This window comes from Robinsoniella sp. RHS (assembly GCF_001029355.1).
Lineage (GTDB): Bacteria > Bacillota > Clostridia > Lachnospirales > Lachnospiraceae > Robinsoniella > Robinsoniella peoriensis.
This window is the reverse complement of record NZ_JNGB01000001.1, coordinates 103,558-121,928: the sequence shown is the minus strand read 5'-3', so window position 1 is coordinate 121,928 and position 18,371 is coordinate 103,558. Positions and strand designations below refer to the sequence as shown.

The 18,371-nt window shown below is 38.8% G+C and carries 11 protein-coding genes and 1 tRNA gene; 10 read left to right on the top strand and 2 right to left on the bottom strand.

All coding sequences use genetic code 11. From position 1 onward, the window contains the following. Positions 1-37 precede the first annotated feature (37 nt). From RHS_RS00510 to RHS_RS00500, 3 genes are all read left to right on the top strand, one after another. Positions 38-979 carry a leucine-rich repeat domain-containing protein gene (locus RHS_RS00510; protein ID WP_047832070.1) on the top strand — a complete coding sequence of 314 codons (942 nt, stop codon included), beginning with the start codon at positions 38-40 and terminating at the stop codon, positions 977-979. Positions 980-1,046: 67 nt separating this feature from the next. Next, a complete protein-coding gene (locus tag RHS_RS00505) occupies positions 1,047-1,997 on the top strand; it encodes a hypothetical protein (protein ID WP_047832069.1) in 951 nt (316 codons plus the stop codon). A gap of 86 nt (positions 1,998-2,083) precedes the next feature. After that, positions 2,084-2,485 (top strand): hypothetical protein, encoded by a 402-nt coding sequence (locus RHS_RS00500; RefSeq protein WP_047832068.1) that lies wholly within the window; start codon positions 2,084-2,086, stop codon positions 2,483-2,485. Positions 2,486-2,955: 470 nt separating this feature from the next. On the opposite strand, the gene RHS_RS29800 is transcribed toward RHS_RS00500, so the two are convergent. Beyond that, complete coding sequence (locus tag RHS_RS29800) at positions 2,956-3,171, bottom strand: hypothetical protein (RefSeq protein ID WP_395020884.1); 216 nt, start codon at positions 3,169-3,171, stop codon at positions 2,956-2,958. Positions 3,172-3,972: 801 nt separating this feature from the next. Between RHS_RS29800 and RHS_RS00485 the strand changes: the two genes are divergently transcribed. Beyond that, the gene (locus tag RHS_RS00485) at positions 3,973-4,362 is read left to right on the top strand and encodes a tyrosine-type recombinase/integrase (RefSeq protein WP_047832066.1); all 390 of its coding nucleotides are present in this window, start codon (positions 3,973-3,975) and stop codon (positions 4,360-4,362) included. Positions 4,363-4,508: 146 nt separating this feature from the next. Here the strand turns inward: RHS_RS00485 and RHS_RS00480 are convergent. Further along, positions 4,509-4,580: transfer RNA gene (locus RHS_RS00480), tRNA-Glu, on the bottom strand. Positions 4,581-4,887: 307 nt separating this feature from the next. Between RHS_RS00480 and RHS_RS00475 the strand changes: the two genes are divergently transcribed. The 6 genes from RHS_RS00475 to nusA all read left to right on the top strand — a co-directional run bounded on the left by RHS_RS00475 (position 4,888) and on the right by nusA (position 18,370). Beyond that, positions 4,888-10,713, top strand: coding sequence for a metallophosphoesterase (locus RHS_RS00475; protein WP_047832065.1), 5,826 nt, complete (start codon positions 4,888-4,890; stop codon positions 10,711-10,713). Positions 10,714-10,812: 99 nt separating this feature from the next. Then, positions 10,813-11,982 carry a ComEC/Rec2 family competence protein gene (locus RHS_RS00470; protein ID WP_047832064.1) on the top strand — a complete coding sequence of 390 codons (1,170 nt, stop codon included), beginning with the start codon at positions 10,813-10,815 and terminating at the stop codon, positions 11,980-11,982. Positions 11,983-12,154: 172 nt separating this feature from the next. Next, entirely contained in the window at positions 12,155-14,080 is a 1,926-nt protein-coding gene (locus RHS_RS00465; RefSeq protein WP_047832063.1) for a DNA gyrase subunit B, read from the top strand. 44 nt (positions 14,081-14,124) lie between these two features. Next, positions 14,125-16,371, top strand: a complete 2,247-nt coding sequence (locus RHS_RS00460; protein ID WP_047832062.1) for a DNA topoisomerase (ATP-hydrolyzing) subunit A — start codon at positions 14,125-14,127, stop codon at positions 16,369-16,371. Positions 16,372-16,585: 214 nt separating this feature from the next. After that, a complete protein-coding gene (gene rimP, locus RHS_RS00455) occupies positions 16,586-17,053 on the top strand; it encodes a ribosome maturation factor RimP (RefSeq protein WP_027294249.1) in 468 nt (155 codons plus the stop codon). 21 nt (positions 17,054-17,074) lie between these two features. Then, a complete protein-coding gene (gene nusA, locus RHS_RS00450; RefSeq protein ID WP_044289389.1) occupies positions 17,075-18,370 on the top strand; it encodes a transcription termination factor NusA in 1,296 nt (431 codons plus the stop codon). Position 18,371: the final 1 nt, after the last annotated feature.

The window sequence follows — 18,371 nt, the reverse complement described above, 5'->3', positions numbered from 1 at the left end:
TGGTGAAAACATCATAAAAATTAGAAAGGAATAGAATATGAATAGAAAAAAACAAGTATTAGTGACATCAATTTTTGTCATTTTATTAAGCGTCTTTTTGCCATTTAACACAATGGCAGCAAAAAGCAAAATTATTCCAAATGATGAATCTGGAATACCTGATAAAGTTTTGTATCAAACTATATTACGTGAAGTTGGAAAAAACAAAAGTTTTACAGAAAAAGATGCAGAAAAAATAAAGCAATTAGACGCCAGTAAGGATAAAATAAAAAACAAAATAAAAACATTAAAAGGAATAGGAAAACTTAAAAATCTAACTAAATTAGATGTGTCGTCTAATAATATAAAATCCTTATCGGGTATAGAAAATTTATTCAATTTAACTAGTTTATATGCTGATCATAACCAAATTAAAAATATAGATCCAATAAAAAATTTATACAATTTAAGATATGTTTCGTTGAATTATAATAAAATTTCAAGTCTAAAAAGTATTGAAAAATTAACTCAACTAGAATCATTAGATGTTCAAGTTAATAAAATAAAAAAAATACCTGATTTGAATCGATATACAAATCTATCAGAAATTGGACTAAAGTATAATAAAATAAGTGAAGAAGAACTTAATAAAAAACTTCCACGATATTGGAGAAGAAATAGTACTTGGTATAAGAGTACCGTTAATCTTCAGAAATTAGTAAAAACCATAACTCTTGTTAAACCTACATCCTTTAGGGCAATCAATAAAAATACAAAAAACATATCGGGTATTACGAATAAGAACTCAACAATATCCCTTAGAGATCCAAAAGGTAAAAAAATTGTTTCCGTTAAAACCGATAGCAAAGGTAAATTTACATTTAGAAACCTAAACCTGAAGAAGTGGGCAGGTAAGACATTAGCTTTACAGTCATATGTTGTCGATCAACTTTATGGGGAAAAGAACATATTGAAAGAAGTTAAATTTACAGTCCACTAACAATATTACTATAGGAGGGGATACATTAGTATGTGTCTATTCCATTATTTACAAGAGAGGAGTAAGAATGACGAAAACAAAACGCATTATATTGACATCGGTAGTATTAATATTAATGGTGGTGGCATTACCACTGAATGCTATGGCAAAAAGTAAAGTGATCCCTAATAACAATGCTGGAATACCGGATAAAGTGTTATATCAGACAATATTGAAAAAACTAGGAAAAAATAAAACATTTACAGAAAATGATGCGGCTAAAATAAAACGGTTAGATGCCAGTAAATACGGTAAAAAAGATAAAATTAAGAGTTTAAAAGGCCTCAGTAAACTTAAGAATTTAAGAGAATTGAATGTTACATCTAATAAATTAAAATCCTTGTCTGGAGTTGAAAAATTAGTTAATCTGACCAGTTTAGCGGCAAATGATAATCAACTAGTTGATATTTCAGCAATAAAGAATTTGTTAAAATTAGAATATTTGCATGTTTATAATAATAAAATATCCAGTCTCAAGGATATCAATAAATTAACCAGATTAAAGTCTCTTGATGTTCAAATAAACAGAATAAAAAAATTACCTGATTTAAAAAAATATCCTAATTTGGATGAAGTTGAGTTTAAATATAATAAAATTAGTGCAAAAGAATTAAATAAAAAGTTACCAAAAAAATGGGACAGAAAAGATTCGTGGTATAAAAGCACTGCACAGCTTCAAAACCTAGTAAAGAACATAACATTTGTTAATCCATCATCCTATAAAAAGATTAATAAAAATACTAAAATAATATCAGGCATTACAAATAAGAATTCTAAATTAGTGTTAAGAGATCCTAGTGGGAATAAAATTGCATCAGTTAAATCAGATAGCAGAGGTAAATTTACATTTAAAAACTTAAATCTTATTCAATGGGTGGATAAACGCTTGACATTAGAGGCATATGTAGTGGATTCGTTTTATAATGACGATAACGAATCTTATACATTGAAAGAAATAAACTTTACTGTCCGCAATTAAAAACAAAATCTAAAATTAATACCACAACAACCAAGCCTGTAACCGCTTAACCGCAGTTATGGGCTTTTTCAATTAAGGAGAAAATTATGAAAACAGTAAATTCAATATCAGCACTCAAAGCACAAATAATGAAAAAAATGGAAGCAGCCGTAGCCGAAACAGTAGATGAGTCATTCAAAGACCTGCACACAAACGTTGACAGCTTCTACAACTCACCCGAAGGAGGATATTCCAGAACCGGGCAGTTAGCAGAATCCCCGCAGCATGACGGCATCCAGTCAGGCGGAGATACAGTAACCGGAGGTATAAGCCTGGACACGGGCTATCGATACGATCCAAGCGGACGAGACACCCAGACAATTTACAACTACGCTGAAGACGGCGGATCGTTCCAGATCACATCTATGCGGTTACAAAATTCTTTCCTTCTCAATATGGTTACAACGATAACAAATAATGAATATATCATATTTCCAATATACGGTTGAGTGGAAAATCTCTTTGCCAAGCCAGCACTTATGAAAAAGAAGATGATTTGTAATATAAGAAGAATCCAGTAAGAAATAGTGACTCGTTTCATGAACAAATAACCAGTAGGAATATATATTATGACAACGAGCATTTTTACAATATAATCGGGAATTTGTGGAACTCCAAATACAGTATTCATCGGTGATCCATTTAACAACAGCGATAACAATACAACTATTGCGCTAAAAACATGATAACCTCCAATAAAAGTAATTGCTTTAGATTGTTTCATTCGTTTACTCCTTAAATAATCTATATTTCTATGAGGCTTCAGATAAACCATCTTCTTGGGTTAACGCCAAATAATTGAAAAACTTTGTTGGTAACTGTTCATATACGCCTCCCTAATTTTAATAATGACTTACATATACCTCTAGAAAATGAAAGAATTTCTTTCTAAAGGGAATTTACTTGTAATCAGCAAGAATCAATATCCGTGGTCTACATGCTCCCACTTTCCACTTTCGTTTTCAACTAATACCCACTGCCAGTCCTTGTATGTAGAGTCTGGATTAAAGGAGCCATAGCCGCCAGACGAATCCACATCAAATGAAGAAAGTAAAACAATTGCTCTTTCAGCATTATATCGTTTAGCCCATTCATCTGCTGATTTATTATCATCATCACCAGCGTACTTTAGCATGGTCAAAGTACACCCATCAAAGTTCAATTTGAAATATTCTTCTACCGTATCTATTGCAGAATTAATTTCCGACTCGAGATTTCTGAATCAACATCAATAATCTTAACATCTCTAATATTGCTACATCCGCTAAGAGTTAGCATAGCGGTTAATAATAATGTCACCGATAAAGTCTTTTTCATTTTAACTACCTCCCCAATTCTTATTTAATTGTTGATTTAAATATACCATAAAGGATTGGAGTATGCCACTATTAAATGGCAGCTACACTTAATCGTAAGTTATCAATACACTGGCTGAGATTGTTATTAAGGGTTTGCTAGTGCTAAAATTTGCACCAGCAGATTTCAACAATATAAAGTAATTGGATAGGGATACTGTGTTTAATTCTGTGATTTGGGGAGGTATGGACGTGGAAATATTTCCATAACCGATGAATATAGGGGAGTCCAGCCAATGGACACCATTATAATCCCAAGAACGGTGTGCATGTAGATTTATTGTAACTTCATTCGCAAGGACATTAGATGCCTAATTATCTGGTTTGCCGTATTATTATACATTGTATGAATATAGAAAGTATGGCTGGTCAGAAGTTTGAAGAGGCATTTATCCACTATAACACTGCATATAGACGTTTACTGTTCCAATATGCGCTAAAAGACTTCAATAATAATCTGATTACGGTTAGTGCTGGCAATATGCTCATTCCTGATTGCCTTAATGAGATATTTACCAGTGAGTGGCTATCCTTATTAAATATTGACGTAAAATTACAGATGGAGGAGGTTATGCTACCACGTGAAAGAGCGTAAGGTAGTTGACTATACGAAATCATGTGCTGGAGATAGAACAGTATATGTTCCACAGGATGCAAGGAAACTTGTGAAGCAGATTATAAAAACCAATATCGATAATGGAATCTGGAAAAAAGGATATTTATTCATAAGAGATAATGGAGAAAGAATTCAATCACATTCTTTTTCAACTGCATTATTAACATGCTGTAAGAAACTGAATAAAACAAACAGGAGTATGCACAAAATAAGAAAGACGTATATATCTGCATTGATTGAAGGCAATATAAACATAAAGAGATCAGAAAACAGGTTGGGCACGAAGACGAGAGGAAAACACTCAGAAATTATTGCTTCAACAGATATACGAAGTATCAAACGGAAGAACAGATGAAAAATGCACTTAAACTAAAAGCTTAAATATTTACATGATAATGTTAGGCAATCAAGGGTAATCAAAGAAATAAAGACATAAAAAACGAAGACATAAAAAAAGCGGAAAAACCCAGTAAATACAAGGCTTTTCCACGATTAAAAGAGCAGTCCGTAGGGGAATCGAACCCCTGTTTCCGCCGTGAGAGGGCGGCGTCTTAACCGCTTGACCAACGGACCTCATCGCTTGGTACTTGCATATCATATACCATTTTAGAAAATTTTGCAAGTACTTTTTTTGATTTTTTTTAATTTTTTTGCAAATTACGACAATTTTAAATTACAGGGTGGATTTCCCGGAAATTATTAATCAGTAAAGGTATGGTGAAATGTTAAATTGACCGATATTTGTAAAATATATTTTATATTTCCCGAATTTAATTACTTGTTCTTTACAGTTATTTTACTAAAGAAAGGTGGAGGAAAAACTTCTATTTTAGTAGGATGATTTCTGTAAATTATTAATTAATTGAAGGGAAGGTAAGAAATGAAAAACAGAATGAAACGCATTACGGCACTAATTGTGACAATTGCCATGTCGGTATCAATGGTAATGACTCCATCGCTAAATGCAATGGCTGTTTCCGGGGAACCGATTCCGTCGATAGCAGAAGACAAGGTCTATCAGAGTCAGAGCGATGAAAGCGAAGCAGCACAAAGTAAAATAACAGATACGGAATCTGAATCTGAACAGACAGGAAGCGTAGAAGAACATCAGAACTTTTCTGAGGATGGCAGAAATACGCTGGAAACATACCAGGCAGAAACAAATTTTCCGGAGACAGAGCAAAGGCAATCGGATGATAAAGAATCGTCAGAGCCTAAAACTGATGAGTCAGACACGAGTGCAGGCAGCGATAATAATTTAAAGCCAGAGAATAACTCCGATCTGAAAACTTCACTTTTGGATACAATTCGTAATGAAATTTCTGGAAATGACATTAAGGGAGAAAATATAATAGTAACTGCAGCAGTGGATGGTGAGACTAAACCGGATAGTCTCTGGCTGTTTTACCGCCAGATGCCGGATCAGGAATATACTTCTGTTGAAATGACACAAGTTGTTGGCCAGGATAATCCGGATAGCTATCAGGCAGTTCTGGAGCGGGATGAGCTATATACAGACAGCCTTGAATGGTTTACCCAGGCATTTTTTGGTGAACAGTCGGTAAAAAGCAGCGATGAAGATACGGTACTCATTAGCTCGGTTGACAGCGATGAAGCGTCGCCTCTTTTAATTACAGAGGCTGTGCAGGCGTCCCCTAAGGGTGCCGGCTATACCTGGTTTGAAGTGTATAACAATGCAAATGAAGCAGTCAATCTGAAAGATTATATTTTCTATTACGTTTATCCTACCGGAAGCTGGCTGGAGTGGTTTACGGATGGATATAACAGCACAACGGCTTCCAAGGTACCAAGCGGCCATATATCAGATAAAGATGTGATCTTACAGCCGGGAGAAAGCTGTATTTTCTGGCCGGGAGGAACGGTATATAGCGAGTCTAAAGAAACTGCAATGAGGGAATATTATGGGATATCTCAGAATGTCCAGGTTATTCATATTAAGCATGGCGGTTTTCATGCCAGTCAGGACCGGACGGTACGTATTGGAAAATCAACGGATGATATTATTGCAGAATGCAGTGTCAGCGGAAGCGATAATCCGGCACCTGCCAAAAAAGTATCTGATCAGTTTACCTATCGAAAAGATGGAAATATGGGATATAAGGTGTCGACTACAGCTGAACCAACACCTGGAATGACAGCATCCTGGCAGATGCCGGACCAGCCGGTGGATTTGTCGGCAGAGACCTTGTTAACCAATGCTGCGGCAGAAGAACTTGAAGACAGGATATCGTTTTCAGTTGATGTGAGCGGAGCTTTGGGTGCGGTAAATATATATCTTTCTTATCAGCAGGCAGGATTACCGGCTGAAAAAGTGCAGATGAAATCCAAAAACAAAAGTGCAGAAGCAACGTTCTCGGTTGATCTGTCGAAAGATCTTCTCTGGTCGGATGAGGTGACCTGGCACGTGGAATCGTCTGATGGAAAATTAACAGAGAATATTACGATGGCTGTAAATCATGGCGATCTTGACTACACAAAGGAGCCGCCCCTTATTTTTACGGAAGTGCTGCCAGTTCATGAATATGGACAATACACCTATGCAGAAATATATAACAATTCCAACCAGACGATAAATCTGGGTTATTATACCCTTTATTATCAGTATCCGACGGATGCAGAATCAGGCAAAGTATCTAAGACCTGGACAATAAATGCGCCGGATATCTATATGGAGCCCGGAAAAAGCGTTGTTTTGTGGTTGAGCAATAATGGAACTACCGTAGAACAGTTTAACACAAATTTTGGCACAGAACTGGTTGAAAATAAGGATATTGTTCGGATTGATTATGCTGGATTCCATGGCAGCGACTGGCGAAAGTTAAGTATTGGACGTGCCTTTGATAAGGTGATTGCAAGTGTTACTTTCAATGAAAATGGTGCTGATTGTAAACCCGGAGAGAATACTGCCATTCAGTACACTTATCCAAAAAGCGGCGATTATAAAGAAAGCATAAAGGTATCAAATAAGCTGCAGCAATCACCAGGAAATACGCATACATGGCAGGTACCTTCCGAAGATAAGCGGGTAAATTTCCCGGGTTACCCGGAATATCCGGATACAGGGGCTTCTCCGGTTGTGAAAGAACGTACGGATAATCCGGTGCCGGCATCCATTAGTGAAGGAGAGGAATTATTTGCAGCTTTTGATTGTACCGATGCTATTGGATTGACTTCCATGGCAATCAAGTACCGCTTTGATAATGAAGAGACATTTCGCACTGTTTATGAAGCAAAGCAGCGGGTAAATGGACGTTTTTTTGCCAGAATTCCGGCAAATGAAATCCTGGGACATAAAAGACTGGAATTTTATGTTGAGGGATACAACCTTTACCGCAGTACTAAGACAAAAACCTACACCGTAGGAATCAATGGAGCAAATGATTTTGAGGGCATTCGTCTGAACGTTAATGACGCAAGCGTTGTAAATGGAGTAAAGACAATCACTGCAAATAATGGCAAGAATAATAAAGATACAAAGATATTAATTAATAATAAAGAAGAAGATACAGCAGGAGTACTAGAAAATGGTGCTTTTCTTTCGCTGGAAACAGGGGGTCAGGATAATTATTTCAAAAATGTTGTGACAGCTCCATATGGGGAGAATAACCGGGAGATCATATCCTATCTTGGAAAATGGACAAATCTGGCAGACCGCGCATTTTTGGTAGATAACAAATACTTTGCAGTAGATGAAAATGGAAACTATGTTGTTACATTCACTATTTGGGCAGGTGATTCCGGAACACCGTTTGAAGATATCTATCAGCCATCCGAAAACCATGAAGATTTTACGGTGAACAATGTAAAATTAGTGCTGGCAAATGGAGAAGTAATCGGGCCCGACCGCGCTATGCAGGATTATACCTATTCAGGGGATTCATTCCAATTGGATCTGGAGAATCCGGAAATAGACAGGACATATAAGATCGGAGACACAAAAAATGGTACCATGGCGCCATCATTGGAACTGCATTTTACAATACCTGCTGATAAACTCACCGCAGTTGGTACAAACTGGGATACTTCAAAATTGATAGATGGTGTGTATGAAGTAAAAGCTGTTTCAGAAGAGAAAGAAGCTACAGCAAATGTTACCGTAGATAATACGGCACCGGTTATCCGTCCGGGGATACAGAATCATGACGTATTAACAGGGGATATTCTGTTTGATCCTGAAATCACAGATGCAAATGGAATTCAGGAACAGATGACCTGGGCACGTCTGGACGGAAAAACCATTTCACTTCCATATAAAATTGCTTCAAAAGATATGGAGGCAGGAGAGCACACATTTACGGTAACAGCATATGATATCTGCGGAAATAAAACCGAAAATGAAGTGACATTCACAACAAATACCGTTAATCCTTCCGGAATTACCGCAAAAACCAGCGAAACAAAAGCAGATCAGGCGAAACTGACAGTGGAGGCTGCACAATTAAACGGGAAGAGCGGAACAGCAGAATTTTATAAAGGAAGAGCCCTGACCCTGGAAAATGGATCGGTAACCATGGTACAAAGTGATGGGAGCAGCCAGATCACACTGGCTGCTGGAAATGAAGAAATGAAGGTTACCTCACCTACCGGCAATCTTCCTTATCAGATCTTTACCGTTAAGACGGGGACCGTTAAAAGTACGGACCGCATTGCCGCAAACTGGGATGGTAATGCAAGTTATGCAGACGAAACACATGCGACCGCTATGTACGTATACAATACAAAGGAAAACCGATGGGAACTGCTGAAAAAAGCAGATGATACCGGAAGCATTAAGGCAGAATTCAAGGCAGAAAATCATGTGGTGCAGGACACGGCATATCTTTTGGTTCAATGCAGAAGTGCAGGTACTCCACAAGTATCTCCGGGAAAAGCAAAAAGTGCAGCACTTTCTGGCTGGGAGGGTACGCTAAGACCGGAGCAATACGACTTTTCCATGGCATGGATTACAGATACCCAATATTATGCAGAAACCTGGCATGACCATTTTTCAGCTCAGAATCAATGGATTGTAAACAATGCACTGGATTGGAAGATTCGCTACACCATCCATACAGGAGATATTGTAGACGAATGGGATATGCAGGATCAATGGCAGCGTGCGGATCAGGCAATGAAAATATTTGACGATAACAATATGCCGTATGGGGTATTGGCCGGAAACCATGATGTAGCAGCAGGAAATGAGTATTACAATAATTACTGGAATAATTTTGGTGAAGACCGGTTCTCAGATAAGGATTACTATGGAGAGAGCTACAAGAATAATCTAGGACATTATGATCTGCTGACGGAAAATGGACAGGATCTCATTATTCTATATATGAGCTGGGATATTTATCAGGAAGAGATTGACTGGATGAATCAGGTATTGGAGCAATACAAAGATAGAAAAGCAATTTTGTGTTTCCACAGATATGCAAATGTTAAAATTACAGATGACAGCATCTTAGATTATGCCGGAAAGGTGATTCAGGAAAATGTAGTAGCTAAAAATGAAAATGTAATCGCAGTTTTAAATGGTCATTACCATGGTGCATCTATACAGGTAGACGAATTCCAGAATGCGGATGGCACACAGCGTCTGGTATATCAGATCTGTACTGATTATCAGTCAGATCCGGAAGGTGGTTCAGAGTATATTAAATTCCTGTATTTCGATCTTCAGAATGATAAGATTTATATGAATTCCTATTCGCCTGCGAAAGAAGATTTTAACTACTTTGATTCACCAAAGCTGGAGTCTTATGGCGCTGGAACCGTTGCAATTAATCAGGATATCTATGAACTGGATGTTGATTTTGATACCTCAGCCAAATCTTTGGAAACCAGCCGTTTTGCTGCGGCAGTATACACGGATGAGTTGATCGGAAGAGCACCTGTTTCTAACGGCAAGGCAGAGTTTAACTATAGCGGGCTTTCGCCGGAAACGGGATATGGATGGTATGCCAAAGTGACTAATGATAACACGGGAACTGCCCGGTCAGATGTAGATATATTCTATACTACGAAAAAGCAGCCGGAACCGTCCAGGCCAGAACCGCCAAAACCGCAGCCCCCCAAACCGGATGAGCCGTCAGAACCCGTTGCTCCTGAAGTAACCGTTGGAAACACCGCTCTTAAAGTAACAGCTTCTTCCTATAACAGTCTGAAGCTCACCTGGAAAAAGGCAAAAAATGCTTCGGGCTATATCATTTACCGGAGTGATAAGAAAAATGGAAAATATAAAGTAGCTGCCTCCATAAAAAAAGGATCTCAGACTTCCTATACGGACAAAAAGCGTAAATCCGGAAAAACCTACTACTATAAGATACGAGCATTTGGATATATAAATAATAAGAAGAAATATGGAAGCTATTCTGCGATTAAAAGCTGCAAAGTTGTTCCAGGAGAAGTTAAAATTGCTTCTGTTTCCAACAAAAAAGCGAAATCTTTATCCATCAAATGGAAGAAGACAGATGGTGCCGATGGCTACAAAATATATCGTGCTGCCGGTAAAAATGGGACATTCAAAAAAATTAAAACCATCAAAGTTACTAATACTAAGCGAAAGTCCTTTACATTTACCGATAGCGGACTAAAAAAAGGTAAAACTTATTACTACAAAATAAGAGCTTACCGTAAATCTGGAAAAACAAATATAACCGGGAAAACTGGCAAGGTAATAAGTAAAAAAGTTACCAGGTAAGAACTAATTTTCCTTCAAAGCACTGGACAAATCCATGATTTGGCACTAATATAGAGGTATCATTAGGCTGCTGCCATATATGCCAGGGAGGAACAAGAGATGAGAGGATTTAAAACAAAGAGAATATTAGGGCTGTTATTTGCCATGGTTTTTGTTTTGTGCGGAATTGGAACAATCGGAATGAATAAAGCTGAAGCAGCGGCAGGAACTGCTTCAGCTGCAGATCAACAGATATCCAAAAGTAAAGAAACCCAAAATAAGGGGATGAATGTACATTTTATTGATGTGGGTCAGGCGGACTGTATTCTGGTGGAGTCAGCAGGAAAGTATATGCTGGTTGATGCAGGAAATAATGATGATGCAGACACAATTTTAGATTATTTGAAAAAACAGGGTGTGAAAAAGCTGGATTATGTAATCGGAACACATCCCCATGAAGATCATATCGGTTCATTAGACACTGTAATTGATACATATGACATCCAGACATTAATCATGCCGGCAAAAGCCCACACAACGAAGACATTTGAAGATGTTGTAGCTGCAATTGAAAAAAAGAAGCTTAGTATTACCGATCCTGTACCGGGTAAGAAATACAAGCTGGGTGATTCTGAATTTACCATTTTGTCACCAAAAAAGGGCAAGGACTATGGCGATAATTATAATAACTGGTCGGTAGGCATTAAATTGGTAAATGGAAAGAACAGCTTTGTACTGTGCGGAGATGCTGAAAAAGATTCAGAAAAAGATATGCTGGATTCCAAGATCGATCTGAAGGCAGATGTATTAAAACTTAGCCATCATGGCAGCCGCACGTCCACAACGGATGCATTTCTAAAAGCTGTACAGCCTGCATACGCGGTTATCAGCGTAGGGAAAGATAATGATTACGGACTTCCGGATGAAGAGAGTCTTAAAAAGTTATCTGAGAATAAGATTAAATATTATAGGACAGATGAACTGGGATCCATCGTGGCATCCAGCGATGGGACTGATATTACCTGGAAATATACTTCCAATAAAGAAGATAAAACCGGTAAATCAGGTGATATAAAAAATAGCCGGAGCGAAAAACAAACTACGGAATCAGCAACAGAGGCTACGGCAAAAGGAACGGATTTTATCATTAATACGAATACCGGTAAATTTCATAAGCCCGGATGTTCATCCGTAAAACAAATGAACGAATCCAATAAGCAGTATTATAATGGAAGCAGGGATGATTTAGTTTCCAAAGGATATGATCCCTGCAAAAGATGCAGCCCGTAAATTAAATATCAGACGAATCAGAAAAGGAACCCTTTTTCAATATGCGGGTTCCTTTTTAATGCCTGTAAAAGTTACCGGATGAAGAGGCAATTTGATTTTTACTTGCATTTTTAATCCGGATGTTGTTATAATAGCGGTTAGGTAAATGATAAGTTATGAAAGGATAATGAAAATGGCAAAGCAAACGATGACATATGATGCGAGCAGCATCTCTGTACTGGAAGGCCTGGAAGCAGTTCGAAAGAGACCAGGTATGTATATTGGTAGTGTTTCCAGAAAAGGCCTCAATCATCTTATATATGAAATTGTCGATAATGCAGTGGACGAGCATCTGGCTGGATTTTGTGACCGGATCGAGGTAACACTGGAGAAAGACGGTTCCTGTACGGTAAATGACAATGGACGTGGTATTCCGGTGGGGATGCACGAGAAGGGAATGTCAGCAGAACGTCTGGTATTTACGACACTGCATGCCGGGGGGAAATTTGATGATTCGGTATACAAGACAAGCGGCGGACTGCATGGTGTAGGTTCTTCTGTCGTAAATGCATTATCTACGTATCTGGATATTAAGGTAAGCAGGGAAGGTGCGATTCATCATGACCGCTATGAAAGAGGAATTCCGGTCATTGATTTGGAAAACGGACTGCTGCCGGTAATTGGAAAGTCCAGGAAGACAGGTACACTGATTAACTTCCTGCCGGATCCGGAAATATTTGAAAAGACTAATTTTGCGGCGGAGGAAGTGAAAAGCCGTCTCCACGAAACAGCTTATTTAAATCCGACTCTTACAATCGTATTTGAAGACAGGCGGGGAGCGGAGACAGAACATATTGAATTTCATGAACCAGATGGAATTATTGGGTTTGTAAAGGATTTGAATCAGCATAAAGAATCCCTACATGAGCCCATTTATTTTAAAGGAGAAGCGGAAGGCATAACAGTAGAATGTGCGTTTCAGTATGTCAATGAGTTCCATGAAAATGTATTGGGCTTTTGTAATAATATTTATAATGCAGAGGGCGGAACCCATTTGACCGGATTTAAGACAACTTTTACCACCGTCATGAATAATTACGCAAGGGAATTAGGGATTTTAAAAGAAAAAGATACCAACTTTACCGGTGCCGATATCCGAAACGGATTGACTGCCGTAATTTCTATCAAGCATCCGGCTCCGCGTTTTGAAGGCCAGACAAAGACTAAGCTGGATAATCAGGATGCGGCAAAAGCTTCCGGAAAGGTGACGGGAGAAGAGGTTGTCCTTTACTTTGACCGTAACCTGGAAACTTTAAAAAGTGTACTTTCCTGTGCCGAAAAAGCTGCTAAAATTCGAAAATCTGAAGAAAAAGCAAAAACGAATATGCTGACAAGGCAAAAATATTCCTTTGATTCTAATGGAAAACTCTCCAATTGTGAAAGCCGTAAACCGGAGCAATGTGAAATATTCATCGTAGAGGGAGATTCCGCAGGCGGATCAGCCAAAAATGCAAGAGACCGTAACTACCAGGCAATTCTGCCTATCCGTGGTAAGATACTGAATGTTGAAAAGGCAAGTATTGATAAAGTACTGGCGAATGCTGAGATTAAGACAATGATCAATGCTTTCGGCTGCGGATTTTCTGAAGGCTATGGCAACGATTTTGACATATCGAAACTGCGTTATAATAAAATCATTATTATGGCAGATGCCGATGTGGACGGTGCTCATATCAGTACACTTCTACTGACCCTGTTTTACCGGTTTATGCCGGATCTGATCTATGAAGGACACGTGTATATAGCAATGCCGCCATTGTATAAGGCAGTTCCATCCAGAGGTACGGAAGAATATCTCTATGATGATAAAGCACTGGAAAAATACCGCAGAGCCCATAAGGGACCCTTTACGCTGCAGCGATACAAAGGTCTTGGAGAAATGGATGCGGATCAGCTTTGGGAAACTACCCTGAACCCGGCCACGCGCCGTTTGAAGCTTGTGGAAATAGAAGATGCCAGAATGGCATCCAATGTAACGGAGCTTTTAATGGGGACGGAAGTACCGCCAAGAAGGGCATTTATTTATGAGCATGCCTCAGATGCGGAACTGGATGTATAAGTTTGTCAAACTGCTAATTGGTATAACGATGAAGGAGCATTTAAATGGAAAATATACAGGAACAGATAATTAGAACAGAGTATTCGGATGTAATGCAGAAATCTTACATCGATTATGCAATGAGTGTTATTATAGCCAGAGCGATTCCCGATGTGAGGGACGGCTTAAAGCCGGTTCAGAGAAGAACGCTTTATGATATGTATGAACTGGGAATTAAGTATGACCGTCCTTATCGTAAATGTGCCCGTATTGTGGGGGATACCATGGGTAAATATCATCCGCATGGTGACAGTTCTATTTATGAATCCCTGGTGGTAATGGCACAGGAATTTAAAAAAGGCCTTCCTTTAGTAGACGGACATGGTAATTTTGGTTCAATTGAAGGGGATGGAGCGGCGGCAATGCGTTATACGGAAGCAAGGCTGCAGAAAATTACCCAGGAAGCTTACTTAAATGATCTGGATAAAGATGTCGTGGATTTTATTCCAAACTTCGATGGTACAGAAAAAGAGCCGGCTGTATTGCCGGTACGTCTGCCAAATCTTCTGGTAAATGGTGCGGAAGGTATTGCGGTAGGTATGGTAACCAGTATCCCGCCCCACAATCTGGGAGAGGTCATCGATGCGGTAAAGGCAACGATTAAAAATAATAAAATCACAACGGAAGAGTTAATGCAGTATGTACAGGGACCGGATTTCCCAACAGGCGGCATCGTCGTGAATAAAGATGATCTTCTTCAAATATATAAGACTGGTGCAGGTAAGATTAAGCTCAGAGGAAAAGTAGCGTTTGAACCTGGGAAAAACGGAAAAGACCGCCTTGTAATTACCGAGATTCCCTATACCATGATGGGTGCCAATATCGGGAAATTCCTAAATGATGTGGCAACCCTGGTGGAGACAAAAAAAACCAATGACATCGTGGATATATCCAACCAGTCATCCAAAGACGGTATCCGTATTGTTTTGGAACTGCGTAAAAATGCAGATCATGAAAACCTTGTGAACATGCTTTACAAAAAAACACGTCTGGAAGATACTTTTGGTGTAAATATGCTTTCGGTGGCGCAAGGTAAGCCGGAAACTCTGGGTATCAAAGCAATTATTGAATATCACATTGATTTCCAGTTTGAACTTGCCACCAGGAAATATAAAACACTTCTTGCAAAAGAATTAAATAAGAAAGAAATCCAGGAAGGATTAATCAAAGCCTGTGATGTTATTGATTTAATTATTGAAATCTTAAGAGGCAGCAAAAACCAGAAGCAGGTAAAAGAATGCCTGATTAATGGTGTGACAGAAGGAATCAAATTCAAATCTGCAGCTTCCAAAAAGGCGGCCGCGTCTTTGAATTTTACGGAAGCCCAGGCAACTGCCATTTTAGAGATGCGTTTATATAAGCTGATAGGGCTTGAAATTGAAGCACTGCAAAAAGAACACGAGGCAACTCTTAAGAATATCGCTTCTTATGAGGATATTTTAAATAATTATAAATCCATGGCGAAAGTGATAATTAAGGAACTGGATGCCATCAAAAAAGAATATGCCAGACCGCGAAGAACAGCCATCGAAAACGCTGCAGAGGCTGTTTATGAAGAAAAGAAAATAGAAGAGATGGAAGTGATCTTTCTTATGGACCGGTTCGGATATGCAAAAACAATTGATGTGACTGCATATGACCGGAATAAGGAAGCTGCGGACAGTGAAAATAAATATGTCCTTTCCTGTATGAATACGGATAAGATCTGTATTTTTACAGATACCGGGAAGCAGCATCTGATCAAAGTAATGGATGTGCCTTACGGAAAGTTTAGGGATAAGGGCAAGCCGATTGACAATCTTTGTAACTACAGCAGCAGTGAAGAACAGATCGTACTGGTGGAAACCCTGGCTAAGGTGAAAATGTCGGTCCTGATATTTACCACGAAAACAGGAATGATCAAAAAAGTGGAAGGAACAGAATTTGATGTGGCAAAGAGAACCATTGCCGCAACGAAGCTGGCGGAAGAAGACCAGGTGGTATCTGTCACCTGCCTTGAAGACAGCGGGCAGATCGTACTGCAGACAGATCAGGGCATTTTCCTGAGATTTTTATTAGAAGAAGTTCCGCAGAAGAAAAAAGGCGCTGTTGGCGTGCGGGGGATCCGTTTGTCTGAAAATGATTTCATCCAGGAAGTTTACTATCTGTCATCTCAGGATGACACTACGATTCTATATAAAGATAAGGAAGTACAGTTGAGTAAACTCCGCCTTGGCAAACGTGATACCAAGGGAACAAAAATCAGAGTATAGTCCGTGAAAATCCAATAACCGTCCGTGCAGTCTCCGTAAATACGCAAAGGCGGACAGCCTCAGTGAAACCGGGCTTCAGGTAGTTTCTCCCAAATTGGGGGTTGCAATTTACAATTCACGGTGCTATAATGAACAAGATGATGAATAAATTACTAGAGTATGAGTGGGCGAAAGTCCACTCATCTTTATTGTGTAGAACAGAAAGGCGATGCAGATGACGAAAAAAGAAATCTATGAGCAGAAAACAGAAGAAATCCTCTTATCAATTGTAAAGGAGCATGCATTTGAACTGGTTGATGTGGAATATGTGAAGGAGGGTGGAAGCTGGTACCTGCGTGCATATATCGACAAAGAAGGCGGAATCGCAATTGATGACTGTGAAGTAGTGAGCCGCGCATTAAGTGAAATTTTAGACCAGAAGGATTTTATTGAAGATGCTTATATCCTGGAAGTGAGTTCTCCCGGACTAGGAAGGCCGCTTAAGAAGGAGAAAGATTTCGTACGAAGTATGGGTGAAGAAGTAGAAATCCGTACTTATCGTGCTTTTAATAAACAGAAAGAATTCGTCGGAATCTTATGTGCCTATGATAAAGAGAGCGTAACTATTGAATTAGAAGACAAAGAAGAAATGAAGTTTGAGAAATCGGATATTGCGCTGATCAGGCTGGCGTTCGATTTCTAATCAAGGAGGAAAAGTATAATCATGAATAACGAATTGTTAGAAGCGCTGAATATTCTGGAAAAGGAGAAGAACATCAGCAAGGATACATTGCTGGAGGCAATTGAACAGTCACTGATTCAGGCTTGCAAGAATCACTTTGGAAAAGCAGACAACGTTAAAGTCTCAATTAATCCGGATACTTGTGAATATCATGTATTTATGGAAAAGACAGTGGTGGAAAAAGTAGAAGACAGCGTTATGGAGATCAGCCTTGTTAATGCGATGCTGATCGATTCCAAGTATGATGTGGGTGATATCGTTAATGTGGAAGTGAAATCCAAAGAGTTTGGACGTATTGCCACACAGAATGCGAAGAACGTTATTTTACAGAAAATCCGTGAAGAAGAGCGTAAAGTACTCTTTAATCAGTACTACGGCAAAGAAAAAGATGTTGTTACCGGTATTGTTCAAAGATATCTTGGCAAGAATGTAAGTATCAATATGGGCAAGGTAGACGCAATCTTAAATGAAAATGAAATGGTAAAAGGTGAAATCTTCAAACCTACAGAACGTATTAAAGTATATGTACTGGAAGTAAAAGATACACCCAAGGGACCAAAAATTCTGGTTTCCAGAACACATCCGGAACTGGTGAAACGTCTTTTCGAATCTGAAGTAACCGAAGTTAAGGATGGAACAGTAGAGATCAAAAGCATCGCAAGAGAAGCAGGAAGCAGAACGAAGATAGCAGTATGGTCAAACAACTCTGATGTAGATCCGGTTGGCGCATGTGTCGGCTTAAACGGTGCAAGGGTTAACACTATTGTTAATGAACTCAGAGGCGAGAAGATCGATATCATCAACTGGGATGAGAATCCTGCAATACTTATTGAAAACGCCTTAAGTCCTGCAAAAGTAATCTCGGTTATCGCAGATAATGATGAGAAAACGGCTAAGGTTGTGGTTCCTGATTATCAGTTGTCACTGGCAATCGGTAAAGAGGGACAGAACGCAAGACTGGCAGCAAGGCTTACTGGATTTAAGATAGATATCAAGAGTGAAACCCAGGCAAGAGAATCCGGTGATTTCTATGATGATCCTTATGAAGAAGATATTTTCGAAGAGGAAGCAGAAGAAGGATTCTTTGAAGAAGAAAATTATAATGAGACGGCAGATGAGCAGGAATCATTTGCACAGAACATTATGGAAGACCAGGAAGCATATACAGAAGATGAATTATTTCACGAAGATGAACTGATGGAAGAAGACGGTTTTGATGAGGATATTCTTGAAGAAGAAGCTTCTCTGGAAGGCAGTCCGGATCCGGAAGATAAGTAAT